The 18,992-nt window shown below is 65.5% G+C and carries 15 protein-coding genes; 2 read left to right on the plus strand and 13 right to left on the minus strand.

What is annotated here, in order from left to right:
* The 6 genes from xylA to AC3ITN_RS10130 all read right to left on the minus strand — a co-directional run bounded on the left by xylA (nucleotide 1) and on the right by AC3ITN_RS10130 (nucleotide 9,461).
* Entirely contained in the window at nucleotides 1–1,335 is a 1,335-nt protein-coding gene (gene xylA, locus AC3ITN_RS10105; protein WP_489392850.1) for a xylose isomerase, read from the minus strand.
* Between the two features lie 44 nt (nucleotides 1,336–1,379).
* Complete coding sequence (gene xylB, locus AC3ITN_RS10110) at nucleotides 1,380–2,873, minus strand: xylulokinase (protein ID WP_489392851.1); 1,494 nt, start codon at nucleotides 2,871–2,873, stop codon at nucleotides 1,380–1,382.
* A gap of 64 nt (nucleotides 2,874–2,937) precedes the next feature.
* Nucleotides 2,938–4,467, minus strand: a complete 1,530-nt coding sequence (locus AC3ITN_RS10115) for a tryptophan halogenase family protein (RefSeq protein ID WP_489390377.1) — start codon at nucleotides 4,465–4,467, stop codon at nucleotides 2,938–2,940.
* 13 nt (nucleotides 4,468–4,480) lie between these two features.
* Nucleotides 4,481–5,482 (minus strand): cupin-like domain-containing protein, encoded by a 1,002-nt coding sequence (locus AC3ITN_RS10120; protein WP_489392907.1) that lies wholly within the window; start codon nucleotides 5,480–5,482, stop codon nucleotides 4,481–4,483.
* A gap of 21 nt (nucleotides 5,483–5,503) precedes the next feature.
* Entirely contained in the window at nucleotides 5,504–6,262 is a 759-nt protein-coding gene (locus tag AC3ITN_RS10125) for a SapC family protein (RefSeq protein ID WP_489390378.1), read from the minus strand.
* A 67-nt stretch (nucleotides 6,263–6,329) separates the two neighbouring features.
* Entirely contained in the window at nucleotides 6,330–9,461 is a 3,132-nt protein-coding gene (locus AC3ITN_RS10130) for a TonB-dependent receptor (RefSeq protein ID WP_489390379.1), read from the minus strand.
* A gap of 324 nt (nucleotides 9,462–9,785) precedes the next feature.
* On the opposite strand from AC3ITN_RS10130, the gene AC3ITN_RS10135 reads away from it, so the two are divergent.
* Nucleotides 9,786–10,847 carry a LacI family DNA-binding transcriptional regulator gene (locus AC3ITN_RS10135; protein WP_489390380.1) on the plus strand — a complete coding sequence of 354 codons (1,062 nt, stop codon included), beginning with the start codon at nucleotides 9,786–9,788 and terminating at the stop codon, nucleotides 10,845–10,847.
* Nucleotides 10,848–10,919: 72 nt separating this feature from the next.
* On the opposite strand, the gene AC3ITN_RS10140 is transcribed toward AC3ITN_RS10135, so the two are convergent.
* From AC3ITN_RS10140 to AC3ITN_RS10155, 4 genes are all read right to left on the minus strand, one after another.
* Complete coding sequence (locus AC3ITN_RS10140; RefSeq protein WP_489390381.1) at nucleotides 10,920–11,954, minus strand: aldo/keto reductase; 1,035 nt, start codon at nucleotides 11,952–11,954, stop codon at nucleotides 10,920–10,922.
* Nucleotides 11,955–12,173: 219 nt separating this feature from the next.
* On the minus strand, nucleotides 12,174–12,860 hold the full coding sequence (locus AC3ITN_RS10145; RefSeq protein ID WP_489392908.1) for a hypothetical protein: 687 nt from the start codon (nucleotides 12,858–12,860) through the stop codon (nucleotides 12,174–12,176).
* A 159-nt stretch (nucleotides 12,861–13,019) separates the two neighbouring features.
* Nucleotides 13,020–13,292, minus strand: coding sequence for a hypothetical protein (locus tag AC3ITN_RS10150; RefSeq protein WP_313341460.1), 273 nt, complete (start codon nucleotides 13,290–13,292; stop codon nucleotides 13,020–13,022).
* 110 nt (nucleotides 13,293–13,402) lie between these two features.
* Complete coding sequence (locus AC3ITN_RS10155; RefSeq protein ID WP_489390382.1) at nucleotides 13,403–13,990, minus strand: CGNR zinc finger domain-containing protein; 588 nt, start codon at nucleotides 13,988–13,990, stop codon at nucleotides 13,403–13,405.
* Nucleotides 13,991–14,076: 86 nt separating this feature from the next.
* Here AC3ITN_RS10155 and AC3ITN_RS10160 point away from each other — a divergent pair, with 86 nt between their 5' ends.
* Nucleotides 14,077–15,039 carry an alpha/beta fold hydrolase gene (locus AC3ITN_RS10160; protein WP_489390383.1) on the plus strand — a complete coding sequence of 321 codons (963 nt, stop codon included), beginning with the start codon at nucleotides 14,077–14,079 and terminating at the stop codon, nucleotides 15,037–15,039.
* 252 nt (nucleotides 15,040–15,291) lie between these two features.
* On the opposite strand, the gene AC3ITN_RS10165 is transcribed toward AC3ITN_RS10160, so the two are convergent.
* The 3 genes from AC3ITN_RS10165 to AC3ITN_RS10175 all read right to left on the minus strand — a co-directional run bounded on the left by AC3ITN_RS10165 (nucleotide 15,292) and on the right by AC3ITN_RS10175 (nucleotide 18,897).
* Nucleotides 15,292–15,582, minus strand: a complete 291-nt coding sequence (locus tag AC3ITN_RS10165; RefSeq protein ID WP_489390384.1) for a hypothetical protein — start codon at nucleotides 15,580–15,582, stop codon at nucleotides 15,292–15,294.
* A 169-nt stretch (nucleotides 15,583–15,751) separates the two neighbouring features.
* Nucleotides 15,752–17,134 (minus strand): aldehyde dehydrogenase family protein, encoded by a 1,383-nt coding sequence (locus tag AC3ITN_RS10170; RefSeq protein ID WP_489390385.1) that lies wholly within the window; start codon nucleotides 17,132–17,134, stop codon nucleotides 15,752–15,754.
* Between the two features lie 107 nt (nucleotides 17,135–17,241).
* Complete coding sequence (locus AC3ITN_RS10175) at nucleotides 17,242–18,897, minus strand: acetolactate synthase large subunit (RefSeq protein WP_489392909.1); 1,656 nt, start codon at nucleotides 18,895–18,897, stop codon at nucleotides 17,242–17,244.
* Nucleotides 18,898–18,992 lie beyond the last annotated feature (95 nt).

Raw genomic sequence — 18,992 nt, forward strand, 5'->3', positions numbered from 1 at the left:
TCAGCGCAGCAGGTACTGGTTGATCAGGTTTTCGTAACGCTCCTGCTTGCCGCTGATCTGCTTCGGTTCGCCGCCCTTCGCGCCGAGTGCCGCCAGGTCGTCCAGGCTCAGTGCGCCCTGTTCGAAGTCCTTGCCCTTGCCGCTGTCGAAGCTGGCGTAACGCTCCTTGCGCCACTGCTCCCACGGCGACTCGTTGAGCAGGCCGTGAGCAACTTCCAGGCCGCGGGCGAAGGCGTCCATGCCGCCGATGTGGGCAATGAACAGGTCATCCAGGTCGGTGGATTCGCGGCGCACCTTGGCGTCGAAGTTCAGGCCGCCCTCCAGTCCGCCCTGGCGCAGTACCACCAGCATCGCGCCCACGGTGTCGTACAGGTCGGTCGGGAACTGGTCGGTATCCCAGCCGTTTTCCGCATTGCCGCGGTTGGCGTCGATGCTGCCCAACAGGCCGTGATCCGAGGCGACCTGCAGGTCGTGTTCGAAGGTGTGGCCGGCCAGCGTGGCGTGGTTTGCTTCGATGTTGAGCTTGAAGTCCTTGTCCAGGCCGTGCTCTTTCAGGAAGCCGGCCACGGTGGCGCTGTCGAAGTCGTACTGGTGCTTCATCGGCTCCATCGGCTTGGGCTCGATCAGGAAGTTGCCCTTCAAGCCGATGCTGCGGCCGTAGTCGCGCGCCATGGTGAGGAAGCGCGCGAAGTGGTCGATCTCACGCTTCATCTGGGTGTTCACCAACGAAGCGTAGCCTTCACGGCCGCCCCAGAACACGTAGTGTTCGCCGCCCAGTTCCACCGTGGCGTCCAGCGCCGCCTTCACCTGCACGGCGGCACGCGCCACCACGGCGAAGTCGGGGTTGGTGGAAGCACCGTTCATGTAGCGCGGGTGCGAGAACAGGTTGGCCGTGCCCCACAACAGCTTCATGCCGGTGGCGTCCTGGCGTTCCTTGGCCAGGCCCACCATGTGCTTGAGGTTCTTCTCGTACACGCCGACATCGTCGGCGTCCGGTGCCAGGTCGATGTCGTGGAAGCACCAGTACGGCACGCCCAGCTTGGTGAAGAACTCGAACGCGGCGTCCACCTTGGCTTCGGCCGTGGCCATCGGCGCGCCCGCTTCCCACGGGAAGTGGCGGGTGCCCGGGCCGAACGGGTCGTGCCCGGCGTTGCAGAAGGTGTGCCAGTAACAGACCGCGAAGCGCATGTGCTCCTGCATGGTCTTGCCGCCGATGACCTTGTTCGCGTCATAGACCTTGAACGCGAGCGGGTTGTCCGAACCCCGGCCTTCGAAGGGGATGCGGCCAATGCCGGGGAAGAATTCCTTGGCGCCGATGAAGGGTTGTGTGCTCATGGTGCGGGGTCCTTTCGTTGTGCGGGGTGTTGCGTAGAGGGAAATCAGCCGCGCTGCAGCGGCGTGATGGCATCGAGATAGCGCAGGTAGCGGGCATAGGCTTCGGCATAGGCCGCTGTGCGCATTGGATCCGGGCGCGCCGACAGCTGCGGGTCGAGCGCAACGTGCTGGTTGGCGATGTCGGCAATGCTGGCGGCGTCGCCGCGGGCATGGCCCAGCGCCCACAGCGCCTGCAGGGCCGCACCGAATGCTGCGCCTTCGGCCTGCGTGGGCACGTCCACTGGCAGCCCGAAGACATCGGCGACCAGCTGCCGCCACGCGCCGCTGTTGCTGCCACCCCCGGTCAGCACGATGCGGTCGAACTGCATGCCGGCACGGACGAAGGCGTCGTAGCCGTACTTCAGGCTGTAGGTGGCCCCTTCCATGGCCGCGCGGTAAAGGTGTGCCGGGGTCATGTTGGTGGTGTCCAGCCCGGCCAGCACGCCCTTGCCATGCGGCAGGTCCGGTGTGCGCTCGCCGTTGAGGAACGGCAGCATCACCAGGCCATCCGCACCGGGCGGCGTGGTGCGCAGGTGACCATCGCCGAAGCGGGTGCTGAAGTCGAAGGCGTCGGCCACCTGTTCGGTCACCACGGTGCAGTTCATGGTGCAGATCAGCGGCAGCCAGCCGCCGGTGGAGGAGCAGAAGGCTGCCCATGCCCCGGCCGGGTCGACCACGGGGGTGTCGGAGTAGGCAAACAGCGTGCCCGAGGTGCCCAGGCTCATCGCCAGGCGACCGGATGCGACGCAGCCGGTGCCGATGGCCGCCATCATGTTGTCGCCGCCGCCGACGGCGACCTTCACGGTGGCGGGCAGCCCGAGTGCCGTGGCGGTAGCGAGGTCGATGTCGAACACCTCATCGGGCGCGGCGATGCGCGGCAGGCACTCGGCAAGGTCGCGTTCGGGATCGGTGGCGCGCAGCAGGTCGGGTGACCAGGTGCGGGTGCGCACATCCAGCCAGCCCGTGCCCGATGCATCGCCGTATTCGCAGAAGCGCTGACCTGTGAGTACGAAGTTGAGGTAATCGTGCGGGAGCAGGATCGTAGCCAGCCGCGCGTAGGCATCGGGCCGGTGCGTCTTCGTCCACGGCAGCTTGGAGGCGGTGTAACCGGCCAGGATCGGATTGCCGGCCAGTGCAATGGTGCGCGCCGCGCCGCCGAGTGCGTCCATGATCTGCACGCATTCGGCCGACGTGCTGGTGTCGCACCACAGCTTGGCCGGTGCGAGTACCTCCCCTGCCGCATCGACCGGTACGAAGCCGTGCTGTTGGCCCGACACCGCCAACGCGCCGATGCGGGATCGCACCGACGGATCGATGGAATGGAAGCAGGCGTGCAATGCCGCCACCCAGTCGGCCGGCGGCTGCTCGCGGCTGCCATCGGCGGCCGAGGTCAGGCCCAGCGGCGTGCTGGTGCTGGCAACGAGGCTGCGCACGGCAGGGTCATAGACCACCACCTTGAGGCTCTGCGTACCGGCATCAATTCCTGCAACCAGATCCATTGCGTTCACCCCGTGCGTGCTTGAAGGTAGCGCTACCATTTCTGTCCAACAGCAGGGGCCCCGGCTATGCCAAGGCCACGCTCCGTGGCCACACGTCCGGAGCAGCCCTGCAGTAGCGTTCAATGAAGGCCTCCTGCGATGGCATCGTCGCGACCGCCTGCTGCACCGGCTGCCGTATGCGCGCCAGCAGCGTGCGCAGGTCGGCGTCGCCGATGGCGGCGGCAAGCGGATGCGCAGGGCCCGGCTGGATGCCCTGCCCCATCAATACGCTGGTCCAGGAGTCCACCCGGAACAGCTCGCCGGGGTCCTGCCAGGCATGTGCGCGTTCGCGCCAGGCGCGCAGCCGGATGGCGAGCGACTCGGGCAGCGCCATCTCGCGGCAGGCGGTCCACATCGGCTCGTCGCGCTGGTTGGCGTGGTAGTGCAGGATGACGAAGTCGCGTACGTGCTCCATCTCCTGGCGGCTGACCTCGTTGTACAGGTCCACCAGCGCCGGGCGGATGCCATCGGACGGGAACAGCTGGATCAGCCGCACCACCGCGCTGATGGTCAGGTGGATGCTGGTCGATTCCAGCGGCTCGATGAAGCCACTGGCCAGGCCGAGCGCCACGACGTTTTTGTTCCATGCTTTCAGGCGGCGGCCGCTGCGGAACGGCACCAGCCACGGATCTCGCAGGGGCGGGCCGTCCACGTCGCGCAGCAGCTTGGCCTGCGCCTCGTCATCGGACATGTGGCGGCTGGAGAACACCAGCCCGCACCCGACCCGGTGCTGGAGCGCGATATGCCAGCGCCACCCGGCCTCGTGCGCGATGGCGCGCGTATAGGGCACCGGCGGATGGACCGACTCGGTCTGCACGGCAACCGCGCGGTCACTGGGCAACCATTCGTGCCAGTCCTCGTAGCCGGTCTGCAGGGTCTGCTCGGTCAACAGGCCGCGGAAGCCGGTGCAGTCGATGAACAGATCGCCCTCGATGACCTGCCCGTCTTCCAGCACCAGGGAGGCAACGGAGCCGTCATGCGCGTGCTGCCGGACCTCGCGGATCTTGCCTTCCACCCGCCGCAGCCCGTGCCCTTCGGCCTTGCGGCGGAGGAATTTTGCGTAGAGCCCCGCGTCGAAGTGATAGGCGTAGTTGACCTGGGGCTGGGTCTGCAGCGAGAACCGGTCTTCCCGCGAGGCCGCGCTTTCCAGGCAGAAATCGCCCAGGTCCGAGGGCATGCCGCGGCGCAGGCTGTCCAGCCAGAAATGGTGGAACGGCGTAGCCCAGGTGCCCTGCCCGATCGTGCCGAACGGATGGATGAAACGATCCCCGGGACGACGCCAGTTCTCGAACGAGATCGACAGCTTGAACGTGCCGGCGACGGCCTGCAGGAACTCCTGCTCATCGATCTGCAGAAAACGGTGGAACGTGCGAATGGGGGGCACGGTGGATTCGCCGACACCCACCGTACCGATCTGCTCGGACTCCACCAGGGTGATGTCCAGCTGGTCGCGGAACTGGTGCGCCAGCGCACAGCCGGCCAGCCAGCCTGCGGTGCCGCCCCCGGCGATGACGACCTTGCGGATACGCCCTTCGGTTGTGTTCGCCACGTTCAATGCGGTGCTCCCATCAGCGGTTGAGTCGAGCCAGCAGCTGGGCGCGCATGCGCCGCGCCTGCGTCTCGTCGAACGGTGCCAGATCGCCCCGGGCAGCGTTGGGCAGGTGTTCTCCTGCACGCTCTCCCGGACCGAACACGTAGAACTCGAAGATCTTTGCCCACGCCTGCTTCTCGCGTGCCGGCAGATCGCGCACGGCCCACATCGCGTGATGGAGTGCCGGCAGCGGCGAGGAAAGGAAGGCCGGCGAGCTGCGCCACCAGTAATTCACCAGGACGTTGAACGGCTCGAGGCTGCGCACGTGGTGCCACCACATGCTGGGAATGAAGATCGCATCGCCCGGTTCCAGCACGGCGCTCTGCGCGCTTGCCAGTGCATCACGGAAACGCGGATGGCGCGCGAAGTCCGGGCGGTCGAAATCCACCACGCTCACCACTTGCCCGCCCGGGGTGGGTTCCAGCGGTCCCGGATACAGATTGTCGATCTGCTCCGGCGGAAAGAGCGTGAACCGGCGCCGGCCCACGGCGCAGCACGCCAGGTTGTCCGGGGTGTCGAAGTGGCAGGAGGCCGTTACGCGGTTGCCGATCCAGATGCTTGCGGACGCCTCGATGCCCTGCGCGGCCAGACCGGCGTCGTTGGCCTGCGCGAAGCCGGGCAGCGCCCGATCGATCAGCAGCGACGCGACATAGTAGGTGGGTGGCCGCGGGGCCTCGAGATGGTCGGCAATGCCGTCCAGCACCTGCGTCAGCAGCCCACGCCGGACCTCCACGTTCAACTGCGTGAAGTCCTCGTTGTAGAACGGGCGCCCCTCGATCTCGGGGCCGCCGAAGGAATACGGCACAGGCACGCCCGCATCGAAACCGCGCAGGTACCCCAGCGCCGCCTGCGTGGAACGCAACCCGGCCTGTACCAGCCCCCAGTCGCGTGCGATGCCGCGCAGCACCACCGGTTCACCGGCGGCTACCAGCGCCTCCAGCGGCAACGCGGCGGGGTCCAGGCCTTCCAGTGTCCGCATGGCATCGCCGTCCAGCACCGGTCAGTTCCTGCCCGCCGCAGCGGCGGCATCCTGCAGGCGCAGGCGTTTCTGCTTCTCGGCGATCAGGCGTCGCATGTTGTGCAGCGACGCCAGCATCAGGTACGCGCCTTCCAGGTAACCGGCCCGGTTGAGTTCGGCCAGGGCCGTCCCGTCCAGCTGGGCCAGGCGGTCACGGTCGATCGCGTGCAGGCCGTTGACGCCGACCCGATGCTCCTGGGCGACCTGCACGTCGAGCGTGATCGGTTGAATGAGTCCTTTTGCATCGAGCACGGCAAACATCTCCGCGCCAAAGGCGTGGCCATCGTGAATGCCACGCAGCACGCCTGCGATGTGGTCCAGATAGGGCGTGTTGCCCCCCTGTGGCAGGAACACCGGCTCACCCTGCATCGCAGTCACGCGTGGATGGTCGAGGTCCACGTGCAGTACCGCTTCCTGGGTGAGCGCGCCGTCGATCCGGCTCTCCTGGAATCCGATCAGAAACGGCCCCTTGGCCGCCGCCCCGGGAAGATAGGATGCATTCCAGCGCCCGTCCTGCAGGTACAGGTTCTCGTGCTGCTCGAAGCCCAGCAGCGCAACGGACTGCCACTCGCCGGTGGCGGTATCCTTGCGCAGGAAGATCGGGTATTCGCGCTGCAGCTCGGCGTACTCGCTCGGGTAGGCCGGCACCATGCCTACCGCGTCGCCAAATTCGGGCCCGAACCCGGTCGCTACACGCAGCTCCCGGTGGGCGATGTTGTTGAGCATTTCGTAACGCGGCATGTGTAGTCCAATCCCTGCAGGAGCCTGCACGGGTGCCGCTGCCGAGACAGCGGCACCCGTGGCCTGTTCAGAACCTGTAACGAACGCCAAGCATGTAACGCGGATCCTGGTCAGCCAGTTTCACCATCATCTGCGAGGTGCGCGAACGCCAACGCACGTCCTCACCGGTGAGATTGATCGCTTCCAGGCTGAACGACCAGTTGTCATCGAGCGTGTACCCCACGCTGAGATCCCACTGGTCGTACTCTTCCACATAGTACGGGTTTCGGCTGGCACCCTGGTTGGCCAGGATCAGGTACTGGTCGCGCCAGTTCCAGGCCAGTCGCACCGACCAGCCATACTTTTCGTACATCAGCATGGCGTTGGCGGTATCGCTCAGGCCGGTGAGCGAGAACTGGTCGACGTTCGGATCACCCGCGTCGTTGAAGCCCACGTCGCCGTTGACGATGGTGTAGTTGGCCAGCACGCCGAACCCGGTGTCACCGAAGAAGTACTGCCCACCCAGCTCCCAGCCATGCAGCTTGGACTCGTTCTGGTTGATCGGGCGGTTGACGTTGAACTGGTACAGCGGATCGTCCGCCTCCCCGTACAGGTCGTAAGCCGCTTCGGTGGCCAGCACCTGTGCGTCGGTGCCGTTGTAGGCGCCCAGGCCAGCGGGGTTGTTGCGCAGCAACGCCAACGCGGTGAACAGCGAGGTGTCATTGGCCGAGCAAGCCGCCGCGTTGGCCACGCCCACCTGGGCGATACAGGCCCCACTGGTCAGGAAACCAAGCGCCGCCTGTGCGTCCGGTCCGGAACTGGGGTCGCGCAGGCCGTACAGGTTCTCCTGCACGATGGTGTTGCCGACGAAGTTGGCGACCTGCTTGTTCCAGTAGGTCACCGACACGTAGCTGGCGTCGGCGAAATACCATTCCAGCGCCAGGTCCAGGTTGTCCGATTCCAGTGGCTTCAGCGCCGGGTTCTGCGCCGTGCCGCTGGCCCGCGAGGACGGATCGATCAGCACCGAGCCGAACGGCTGCTGCGCGGTCGGGCCGGCATACAGGTTGCCGATCGGCGCACGTGCGATGCTCTTGCCGAACGAGATGCGGCCCTTCAGGTCGTCCAACAGGTCGATGCTGAAGTCCAGGTTGGGCAGGATGTAGCTGTAGCTGGTCTTCTCGGTGAAGGGCTGCTGTTCATCGGACAACAGCACGCGGAAATCGTTGTTCGATTGCCACTGGATGGATTCCGGAATGGCGATGATCGAGGTCGACACCACGTCGGTAGTCTCGTAGCGGACGCCCAGGCGCGTATTGGTGCGATGGCCACCCAGATCGCCGTCCAGCTCGACCTGGATGTAGGCCGAATTGGTCTTCTCTTCCACCCGGTTGTCGGCGGCATTCTGCGGGCTGACGCCGAGGTTGGCGCCATAGTGCTGCCCCGCCCACTGCGCCAGCCGGCCCGCGTCGCCGCGCCAGGCGGTGAAGCTGTTGACGTTGAAGTCGTCGAACATGCCGACGATGTTCACCGGCTGCAGCAGGTCCATCAAGCCGTTGGCAACATCGCCGTTTACATTGGCCACGCCCCAGTCGCCCAGGGTGTTGTAGTTCTCCGCGGCCTGGATGCGGTGGGTGGTCTGCTTGCTGGAGTCCACGCCGAACTGGAAGCGCCCCTGGTCGAAGGCCCATTCACCGTCCACACGCCCCTGCTTGATCTCGGTGATCTGGGTCTGCGAGTTGATGCGCAGCACCTGCGAGCCGATCTCGCCCGGCACGAACCCTGCGTTGACCACGCCATTGGTCTTGGCGATGGCATCGGCAGCGGTCGGGTACCAGACCTGGGTGCCCACCGGCAGGCCGTTGTTCCAGGCCATTTCCTGCACATACGTACCACCGCACTGCGGCCCGGTGGTGCAGTTGTTGGTGCCGGCGATGCTGGAGAAGATGGAGCCGCCGCCGGTGAGGGGATCGTTCGGCCGGCTCTCGTTCTTCGAGTCGTGGCCGTCGAAGCTCAGCTTGAAGCGGTCGGTGATGTTCCAGGTGGCATTGAAGCCGAGCGAACCCAGCTTGTACTTCTGCATGCTGCGCTGCTGTTCGAGCCCGAAGTCCTTGGTGCCGGCGATCTCGCGGATGTAGATCGGCGTGGCCACCGCACCGCTGGTATCGAACGTCACATCAGTGTAGTTGCTGTTCTGCAGCCACATGCCCTGCTCGCCGCGATTCTCTTCGATCTCGTTGGTCGAGTAGGTGTAGTCCAGGGTCAGCGTCACCGCATCGGTCGGTGCGAACTGCAGCACCGCCTGGCCATTGATGCGCTCGCGCTCGAAGTCGGCGAATGCATAGCGCAGGTCGTTCGGGCGCCCGTACAGCGCGCCGATCGCCGGTGCGTTGGTCACCGTCGGGTTGCCGGGCATGGTGCCGGTCCACGGCTGGATGTTCCAGTAGTTGTTGGTGGCCTGGACCGAGCCACCCTTGCGCTTCTGGTAGCTCGCGCTTACGCCAACGCCCCAGGTCTTGTCCGGGTTGGTGTAGCTGAAGATGCCGGAAAGTTCAGGGGTCAGGTCGCTGTCGAAGGGTTGGCTCTGGTCGGAGACGATCTTGGCCCCGGCGCTGGCAACAGTGCCCTCATGGTCGAACGGACGCCCGGTGAGGATGTTGATGGTGGCGCCGATACCACCGCTGGGCACGTTGGCCTGGCTGGTCTTGAAGACCTCGATGCCATTGACCGCTTCGGCCGCCAACTGGGCGAAGTTGAACGCGCGGGTGCCGCCGTCGACACCGCCGATCGCCACCTGTCCTGCCGCACCGAACGCATCGGCACCCGGCATCTGGCGCCCGTTGAGCGTCACCATGTTGAACGGCGGGCCAAAGCCGCGCGCGGTTACCTGCGCGCCCTCGCCGTCACGGCGTTCGATGGAAATGCCGGTGATGCGCTGCAGGGATTCGGCCAGGTTGGTATCGGGGAACTTGCCGATGTCCTCCGCACTGATCGCATCCACCACGCCGGCCGAGTCGCGCTTGATGTCCATCGCCTGGCTGAGGCTGTTGCGGATGCCGGTGACCTGCACGGTGTCCAGCTGTGTCGGGCTGGACTGGGCCTGCTGCTGGGTGACGGGCGCCGGCGTGGGTGCGTCTTGCGCAAATGCGGGATTGATGACCAGGACACCGCCGACAAACGTAAACATGGCCCTGGACTTGAACTTCGCCAGCGTGCGGCTCATGAACGAGCCCTCAGGTCTGGGGTACGACGAAAAGTAAACGCGCTCATGACTCTCCCCTCTGACATACGATCGAATGGATGTACCGCCCCTCCTGGGGGCACGTACGGGCGATGCCCGTCTTCCACACCGAACATCGCAATGCGCTTTGCGCGCACTGCGACTCAAACTCGCTTTCAGGCTTGCCAGAACAGCCGCGTGGTAAAGGGGGGGCGTATCCGCAGGGCCTTACTCCGACCAAGTGGTAGCGCTACCATCACGTCACGGCGCAGACTAATCATCTGGGGTCGGGCTTGTCATCATGCAGCGCAGCAAAGGAACCCGACCTTGAAGAACAGCCCTAAAGCGGTTCGTCGCAAAGCGAGCGCCATCACCATCGATGACGTAGCCGCGCATGCAGGCGTCTCCGCCATGACGGTGTCGCGTGTCATCAACGGCCATGCCGGGGTACGCGATGACAACCGCGAGCGGGTCATGCGCAGCGTGCTTGAGCTGGATTACCGGCCCAACCTGGCCGCCAGCGCCCTGGCCGCAGCCCAGCACACCTGCATCGCGTTGATCTACACCAACCCCAGCTCCAGCTACCTGCGTGAACTACTGGTCGGCGCATTGCGCGGCTCCACGCGCGCGGCAGCGCAGCTGGTGATCGCCACCTGGGATGAACTGGGCGACGAGGCGCGTCGCGATGCGGCACGGCAGCTTGCCACCAGCGTGGCAGGCGTGATCCTTCCGCCGCCGCTGTGCGAATCGAAGGCCATCGTCGACGAATTCGTGAATGCGGGTGTCCCCGTCGTTTCCATCGCGTCCAGCCATTTCAATGACCAGATCGCCTGCGTACGCATCGATGACCACCAGGCCAGCCACGACATGGTGTCGCACCTGATCGCCCACGGTCACACCCGCATCGGCTACATCACGGGCGACCCGAACCAGACCGCCAGTGGGCACCGCTGGCAGGGCTACCGCGATGCGCTGGCCGACGCCGGCATCGGCTACGACGACGCGCTGGTCCAGCCTGGCTACTTCACCTACCGCTCCGGACTGGAGGCGGCCGAACGGCTGTTGACCCTGCAGCCGCCGCCCAGCGCGATCTTCGCCAGCAACGATGACATGGCGTCCGCCGTGGTGTCAGTCGCGCATCGTCGCGGGCTGGAGGTGCCGGGGGATCTTTCGGTGGTGGGGTTCGACGACACCTCCGCATCGACGATGGTGTGGCCGGAGCTGACCACGATCCATCAACCGGTGGCGGAAATGGCGGACACCGCCATCGACATCCTGTTGCGGGAGATCCGGCGCACCGCCTCGTCGGGGCGCGGCACCGTGAACCACGTGCTGCCGCACCAGCTGATCATGCGGGCGTCCGTGTCGCGCCCGTTGCTGGCGCCCTGACCATCGCCGACACGTGTGGCAGGCCTGGCCGGTTTCGCCAGCGGCATGCGTTTTTGTGTGTCGCGGTTACGCCTATCTGATCGCCCCCGTCGGGAAATCAATCAACTCCAGCTTTCCGCCGGCCAGGGATCCGGCGCTGGCCGAGACAACCTCGTGCGGGAAGCCAAGTGGGATAGCGCTCGCGGCATCCAGCCGGTGGATCTGCTCCGGCGTCAGTGCCACCGCGACGGCCCCCAGGTTGTCCTCCAGCTGTTGCAGCGTGCGTGGGCCGATGATGGCCAGCGTTCCCTTGGCCAGCACCCAGGCAATGGCTATCTGGCCGGGAGGTCGACCGGTTTCTTCCGCAATGGCAAGGACTTCATCGACGACTGCGGATTTTCGTTCGCTGCTCTCGCTGTGAATCACAGCGCCGAGACCTTCGGCGCGGCCGGTCTCGCCCTTTCGATACTTCCCGGTCAACAGCCCGCCGCCCAACGGTGACCAGCCCACCACCCCGAGCTTGAACGCAGAGGCCATGGGCAACAGCTCGCGCTCCGCCGTGCGTTCCACCAGGCTGTATTCCAACTGCACGGCGGATACCGGCGCCCAGCCCCTCAACTCCGCCATCGTCGCGGCGGTCGCGATGCGCCATGCCGGAAAGTCTGACAGCCCCGAGTACAGGATTTTCCCTGATCGAACCAGGTCGTCCAGGCCGCGTGCAATCTCGTCGACTGGCGTAACCCCATCGGGCATGTGAACCCACAGCAGATCGATACGGTCCGTTCCGAGCCGCTTGAGGCTTGCCTCGACGCACTGGAGCATGGCCTTTCGGCTGTTGCCCGTGCGTTGCAGGCCGCTGGCTGGACTGGCGCCGAGGGAGAATTTGGTCGTGAGGATCACCTCGTCGCGATCATGCGAAATGAATTCGCTGAGCATTTCTTCCGACTGACCGAACTGGTACTGGTCCGCGGTGTCGATGAAGTTGCCGCCCGCCTCCCGATATGCGGCATAGATATTCCGAGCCTCGTCGCGATCCGACCCATACCCCCAGCCCTTGCCGAAGTTGCCCGTGCCCAGCGCAAGCGAGGACACGCGAAGACCGGTCTGCCCAAAGATTCGATAGCGCATAAGGCACCTCATCCAGTTCCTGGAACAGGAAACACATCGAATGATGTCTTCAGGCACACCGCGCCGCATGCGGAATCAAGGGGCGCTTTCCCTCCCCCGTTCAGGGGATGAGTCGCCTCGCCTTGTCCAGCACCGTGCATCTGCCGGCACCAACGTTCGCTACCGCGTGCCAGGCACGTGTATTTCGTTGAAGCGCTGCGCCGGAGCCCTGCACGGCCCTTAGTGTCGGGCAGGACCCGCGCGACCGTCTTCGCCGCCGCCGCCCTGTGACGCCGCACGACTCTGCGCGAAGTCCGGGAAGGTCTCCGCAAGCGACTGGTTGTCCGGCAGGATGTAGAACACGCCGCCCTTTTCGAAGGTCGGCTGGACGATGCGCGCGTAGAAATCCGGATTGACGTTGATGCAGCCATGCGTCACCCGGTTGTCGTCCGGCGACGGCGTCGCGAGGCGTTCAGCACGCTTCTCCGCGGGAACGCCCGTCGCGGTGGGATGTATGGAAATCGCCGTGTCATAGTCCACCCACAGCACGCGCCCGGCGTCGAGTGACGGGCCATAGCCGCCTATGAAGCGGCCAGCAGGGGTAGTACGATCCCGTCCCGGAATTTCCTTGAGCGCCAGACCCGCCACGCCCGGTGCCGAATGATCGCCGACGGCGGAGCCGAAGAGGCCCGGGGCGGCGCCCAGCAGCTTGCCTTTGCCGTCAAACACGAAGATCTGGGCTGCGGCCTTGTCCATTACTGCGAATGGATAGCCTTCGGTGTCCCTGCTTGCCTTTACCCAGCCCGCAAGTTGAATGACTGTCTCGGACACGGCCTGGTCCGGAGGCAGCTGATCGTTGGATACCGCCGGTTCCTCGGCGGGTGCCTGCGCGCGCGCCACGCCGGGCGCAGCTAACGCCAGTGCCAGCACCAGTGCGCCACACGTGGCCCGAATAGCGGGATGCATGTAGGTGTTGATGGGGGAATTCCTTGAAGCGACTACGGGGAAATGCAAAGAAGCCGGTGGCCAGTCAAGGCCACCGGGTCCCGGGTTTCAAACCTTCCTTACCGCATACGCAGCGGGCGATCAGCCGCGCGGCTGACGCTTTGCGGGGACCGATTCAAGACGCTGAACGCGGCTTTCAATCTGATCCAGGCGCTGGTTGGCCTGCTGTGCAGACTGATTGGCCGATTCGGCACTCTGCGCTGCGCCCTGCACCTTCGTATCAAGCGAATCAAGGCGTGAGTTGATGGTCGCAAACTCGTCCTTGTACGTGGCGCAACCGCCAAGGCCCAAGGTGGCGACGAGCGCCACGCCCAGCGTACGCATCAACACCACATTCTTCTTGGTCATCATCATTCGAGTACTCCTTCTTGGGTTCATGTAAATTGCGCCCCCCATGCAGAGAGATGATGACGCTGCAATGCGTACATGGACTGTGAAGGGACGGCGGTTTGTGTGAGCCGCGTTCAGGTGCCCTTCCCCACCTGTTTGCGAGAGCGGAACGCCGCCACTTTCATCCGGTTCCCGCATAGCGCCATGCTGCACCAGCGCCGCTTTCGCGACTTGGTCGTGTCATGGAACAGCAGGGTGCAGTCATGCGCTTCACACTCGCGTACATGTTGCAGGTCGCCACCAGCGAGGAGCCGGCTCAGCGCCACCGCGATGGGCTCCAGCAGGCTCTCTGCGCTGTCATCGCGGCGGCGTTCGACCACGCAAGGGCCTGCACCGTCAGTGGTCGACTGCAGTTGAATGATCGGTCGGCCGGCCTCCAGCACCTTGTTCACCACCGTTGCCTGGAACGGGCGCCCTGCCCGTGCAGCCGCCACCAGTTCGCGTGCTTCGTCGCGCAGGGCAACGGCCAGCGCCGCCACGCCGTTCGGGACGGCGACCGCGCCCGCCTCGAGGACGCCCGCCGCAGCCAGCCAGTCGATCACCGCCGGGTCGTCCTCAAGCACGTCCACCGGGGCCGTGCCGGGGCCGTAGGCCGAGTTGATGAAGTCGAGCGCCAGATCATTGGCCACGAACAGCGCGGCGGAGGGAGCTGAGTCGATCATGCGTAACCCCTGTAAGTGTTGTTGACAGGTTACCATTGCTGTGCGTAACCTTCAAATCAACTCCAATGCGGTTACAAAAGACGCTCATGACCCCTTCGAATACGCTCACCCGACTCGGCGCGACGGCTGCCCTGCTCACCGCCACCGCCACCGCGCACGCCCAGGTCCACTACCGCTACGAACAGGTGGGCGAGGTCAAGGTGTTCTATCGGGAGGCCGGCCCCCGTTCGGGCCCCACCGTGCTCCTGCTGCATGGGTTCGCGGCGTCGTCGTACATGTACCGCGACGTCATCGAGGCGCTGTCGGACAAGTACCACGTCATCGCCCCGGACCTGCCGTCCTTCGGTTACACCGAGGCGCCTGCGCGTGGCGCGTACGACTACACCTTCGACGCTCTCGCCGCGACCGTGCAGCGCTTCACCGAGCAGCTGAAGCTGGAGCGCTACGCGCTGGTGGTGCACGACTATGGCGCCCCGGTGGGATGGCGTCTCGCCAGCGCGCATCCGGAGCGGATCACCGCCCTGATCTCGCAGAACGGCAACGCTTACGAGGACGGCCTGGCGAGGGGGTGGGATCCGATCCGCGCCTACTGGAACGATCCCAGTGCGCAGAACCGCGCCGCCCTGGCAGAGTTCCCCACGGCCGCCGCGATCAAGTGGCAGTATCTGGAAGGCGTGCGCGACCCCAGCCTGGTGGCGCCGGATGGCTACACCCTTGAGGGCCTGCATGTATCCAGGCCCGGCAACGCGGATATCCAGCTGGACCTGCTGCTGGATTACGCCTCCAATGTGCGGCTATACCCCGCGTTCCAGGCCTACTTCCGGACGCATCAACCGCCGCTGCTTGCCGTGTGGGGGCGAAATGATCCGTACTTCCTGCCCGCGGGTGCAGAGGCGTGGAAGCGCGACATTCCCGATGCCGAAATCCACTTTTTCGATACCGGGCACTTCGCGCTGGAGACGCATGCGGACGAGATCATTCCGGTGATCCGGGAGTTTCTGGATCGGAAGGTTGGCGCGCACGGAAGCGGTGGGCAGTCAGGGCGTTGATAACGTCGGCGCGGGATTGGCCGCGCCTTATGGAGGGGCGTTGCGTTTCGGGGGGGGCGTGACGCATTGTGCGTTGGGTGCGCGAATGGGTGTTTGGGGTCTTCGCGAAGGGCAGCGGACTAACAGTCCGCTCTACCCAGTCGCTTGTATCGGCCCAGTCGCGTGTATCGGCCCCGTCGCTTGTATCGGCCCCGTCGCTTGTTCGGCCCTGTGGCTTGTGTCGGCGCACGGGTTTGCCGGTTGCCCGCCTGGCTACGCGCGGACGAGCGTCATCCAGCGGTAGCCGATGTAGACGGCACCTGCGGCTACCGGCAGCAGGCTGATCAGCAGCGGCAGCTTGAGTACGAACAACAGGATGGCGGTGGCCGCCAGCATCAGGATCGACAGCCCGATCACCCAGGCATCGAATAGTGCGATATCCGTGGCGTCCTTTCCCCAGGCATTCTGCGCCCGGTCCTTCGCGGCGCGTTGCCGGCGCAGTACCCACACATCGGTCACGAATGTAGCAATGCCTTCCAGCAGGTCACCGATGAAGCCCGACATGGTCGATCCTTGAGTCGCTTGGCTGAGTGCGCCGATCTTCAGGGGGAAGTGTGAGCGCGTCAAGTATTCACGCAGGACCGTAACGGCCTGTAGGGGACCCGAGCCGCCAGGGGCGGCACCGCCCGCCGTCGCAGTGCCCCCGCTCGCTCGTCGTTCGCGGTGGCGGTGCCTAACTCCGCCGCATCAGGATCATCTTCTCCTGCGACATGTCCCGCATGGTGTAGGGAATGCCGCCGGTGCCGTAGCCCGATTCCCGGCGGCCCGCGAAGGGCATCCAGTCGGTGCGGAACGCGGTTGGGTCGTTGATCATGACGGCCGAGGCGTCCAGGCGGTTGGCGGCCCTCATGGCGACGTCGATATCCTGGGCAAAGATACTGGCCTGGAAGGCCGTGGGCAGCGCGTTTGCGGTGGCAATCGCCTGGTCGAGGTCGGTGTAGCGATACACCGCGACCACCGGGCCGAACACCTCCTGCGTGGTCACCTTTGCATCGCGGGCAGGATTGAGCAGCACCGTGGGCTGCAGGGTCGTCTCGGAGAGGCGCTTTCCACCTGTCGCGAGCTGGGCGCCGCCCTTCACCGCCTCGTCGATCCATTCGGCGACCCGGTCGGCCTCACGCGGCTGGATCAGCGGGCCTACTTCGGTATCTTTCAGGGTGGGGTCACCGGTACGCAGTTTTTCGACGCGGGCGATGAGCGACTGGGTGAAATCGTCGGCGATGTCGGTGTGCACGAAGATCCGTTGGGTGGAGACGCAGACCTGGCCGGCATGGTAGTAACCGCCTTTGACGATCGGTTCGATGATCTTGCCGAGGTCCGCGCTGCGATCGACGATGGCCGGCGCAACCCCGCCATGCTCCAGCGCCGAACGTGCGCCGTGCGCAAGCTTGGCATGCAGCGACCACCCTACCCTTGCCGAGCCGATGAAGCTCAGGAAGCCCACGCGCCTGTCGGTGGCCAGCGCTTCGGCCAGGTCATTGCCTTCGGGGAGGAAGCTCTGGCACCAGGGCTCCGGCAGGCCGGCCTCATGGACCATGGCGACGAACTCCAGGCAGGAGAGCGGCGTTGCGGACGCGGGCTTGATGATGACCGGGCAGCCGACCGCGATGGCCGGGGCCACCTGATGGACGATGAGATTCAGCGGGTGGTTGAATGCCGAGATCGCTGCCACGATGCCGATGGGCTCGCGGGTGGTGAATGCCCAGCGTCCTTCCGACGCCGCCGACAGACCCATCGGGATTTCGCGGCCTGCGAAGTTCCGGAGCTCATCGGCGGCATTGTGCACGCCATCGATGGCGCGGGTGGTCTCGACAATGGCATCCGGCAGCGGCTTGCCGCCCTCGCGCGCGATCTGCAGGGCCAGGTGGTCGCGCTTGGCGTCCATCAGGGCGGCCAGCCTGCGCAGGATGGTGATGCGCTGGTGCGGCTTGAGCCAGCCATCGCGATCCTTGAATACGCCTTCGGCGGCGCGGAGTTTGCGTTCCAGCGCGGCGGCATCGTCGAACCCGAGCTCTGCAATGGGTGCGCGGTCGAAGGCCTGTACGACAGTCAACATCTTTTGTTCCTTGTTTTGAGCGCTGGAGGCGGGGTTTCTGGCTTGGGGGATCGCTTGGAGTCCGGTTTGCGTGGAGCCGGCCAGCGGCCGGCACTACTGTCCGATGGCTACGCGCAGCCTACGTCGGGGGTGCGGTTGCGCAGTTCGTCGACCAGCACGCGGGTGTTCTCGGAATAGTCGATCGGTACATCCAGCAGGTGTACGCCGCCGCCAGCAAAGGCGGCTTCGATCTTGGGCACCAGCTCCTCCACTGCAGACACCCGGCTGCCCTTCGCACCATACGCTTCGGCATAGCGCACGAAATCGGGATTGCCGAAGCGCATGCCGAAATCCGCGAAACCGTCCACCGCCTGCTTCCAGCGGATCATGCCGTAGGCACTGTCATTGAGAACGATGACCACCAGGTTCAGGCCCAGCCGCACGGCGGTCTCCATCTCCTGCGAGTTCATCATGAAACCGCCGTCGCCGCAGACCGCCAGCACGCGCCGCTGTGGATACAGCATGGCCGCCATCATGGCCGACGGCAGGCCCGCCCCCATCGTGGCAAGCGCGTTGTCGAGCAGCAGCGTATTGGCTACATGCGTGCGGTAGTTGCGGGCGAACCATATCTTGTACATGCCGTTGTCGAGGCAGACGATGCCGTCGTCCGGCATGGCCGCACGCACGTCATGCACCAGCCGTTGTGGCGTGACCGGGAAGCGGTCCTCCTCGGCGCGGTCGTTGAGGCGCGACAGGATCTTCTGACGCAGCTCGATCATGCCCTCGTCTTCAGACAGGCGGCCTTCCAGGCGCTCGGCCAGGGCACTGACGGTCGCACCGATGTCGCCGATCACTTCTATATCGGGGTGGTAGACCTGTTCGACCGTGGCGGACTGGAAGCCGACATGGATGACCTTGGGTCCGCCACTGCTCTTCATCAGGAACGGAGGCTTCTCGATCGTGTCATGGCCGATGGCGATGATCAGGTCGGCGCGTGCGACGGCTTCGTGCACATAGTCGCCCTCCGAGAGCGCAGCCGTTCCCATGTACAGGTTGGAGCCGCCGGTGACGGCACCCTTGCCCATCTGCGTGTTGAAAAATGGCAGACGCGTGCGGGACACGAACGCGGAGAGGGCCTCGGTCAGCGACGGCCGGCTGCAGGCCGCACCAATCATCACCAGCGGCCGCTTGGCGGCGAGGATCGCGGCTTCCGCCCGTTCGAGCGCGGCCGCCGGGGCGACGGGGCGCTCCAACGCGTGGACCGGAATCACCGGCACCGCGTCCACGTCCTCCCCGGCCACATCCTCGGGGAGTTCCAGATGCACCGGACCCGGGCGCTCTTCCATGGCAACACGGAATGCGTCACGCACCACGGCGGGTATCGCTGCGGGGCTGATGATCTGCCGTGTCATCTTGGTCAGTGGCTTCATCGACGCCACGATGTCCACGATCTGGAAACGCGCCTGCTTGGCGCTCATCACCGCTTTCTGGCCCGTGATGAGAATCATCGGCCATGCACCGAGATGCGCGTATGCCGCGCCGGTGGAGAAATTCAGTGCGCCCGGGCCCAGCGTGGCGAGGCAGACGCCGGGCCTGCCGGTGAGCCGCCCGTGGGTGGCGGCCATGAACGCCGCGGCCTGCTCGTGGCGGGTCAGGACCAGTTCGATACGCGAGTTCCGGAGCGATTCCAGGAAATCGAGGTTTTCCTCGCCCGGCACGCCAAAGATGCGGTCTACGCCTTCATTTTCCAGCGCGCTGACCAGTAGATCCGAGCCCTTGGGCATAGCGTTTATCCTTGGGGAGGTCGTCTGGTCGACTATACCCCCACCGGATGTCACGCATGCTCACACACGAGGTCCCGGCCGCCTGGGTGCGCAGG

This window comes from Stenotrophomonas sp. KH_036_B (assembly GCF_057839485.1).

Bases quoted from the DNA above. Each gene is read 5' to 3' on its own strand.
- xylA (WP_489392850.1), bottom strand. From the start codon at position 1,335: ATGAGCACACAACCCTTCATCGGCGCCAAGGAATTCTTCCCCGGCATT.
- xylB (WP_489392851.1), bottom strand. From the start codon at position 2,873: ATGGATCTGGTTGCAGGAATTGATGCCGGTACGCAGAGCCTCAAGGTG.
- AC3ITN_RS10120 (WP_489392907.1), bottom strand. From the start codon at position 5,482: ATGCGGACACTGGAAGGCCTGGACCCCGCCGCGTTGCCGCTGGAGGCG.
- AC3ITN_RS10125 (WP_489390378.1), bottom strand. From the start codon at position 6,262: ATGCCGCGTTACGAAATGCTCAACAACATCGCCCACCGGGAGCTGCGT.
- AC3ITN_RS10130 (WP_489390379.1), bottom strand. From the start codon at position 9,461: ATGAGCCGCACGCTGGCGAAGTTCAAGTCCAGGGCCATGTTTACGTTT.
- AC3ITN_RS10140 (WP_489390381.1), bottom strand. From the start codon at position 11,954: ATGCGCTATCGAATCTTTGGGCAGACCGGTCTTCGCGTGTCCTCGCTT.
- AC3ITN_RS10150 (WP_313341460.1), bottom strand. From the start codon at position 13,292: ATGATGATGACCAAGAAGAATGTGGTGTTGATGCGTACGCTGGGCGTG.
- AC3ITN_RS10155 (WP_489390382.1), bottom strand. From the start codon at position 13,990: ATGATCGACTCAGCTCCCTCCGCCGCGCTGTTCGTGGCCAATGATCTG.
- AC3ITN_RS10160 (WP_489390383.1), top strand. From the start codon at position 14,077: ATGACCCCTTCGAATACGCTCACCCGACTCGGCGCGACGGCTGCCCTG.
- AC3ITN_RS10165 (WP_489390384.1), bottom strand. From the start codon at position 15,582: ATGTCGGGCTTCATCGGTGACCTGCTGGAAGGCATTGCTACATTCGTG.
- AC3ITN_RS10170 (WP_489390385.1), bottom strand. From the start codon at position 17,134: ATGTTGACTGTCGTACAGGCCTTCGACCGCGCACCCATTGCAGAGCTC.
- AC3ITN_RS10175 (WP_489392909.1), bottom strand. From the start codon at position 18,897: ATGCCCAAGGGCTCGGATCTACTGGTCAGCGCGCTGGAAAATGAAGGC.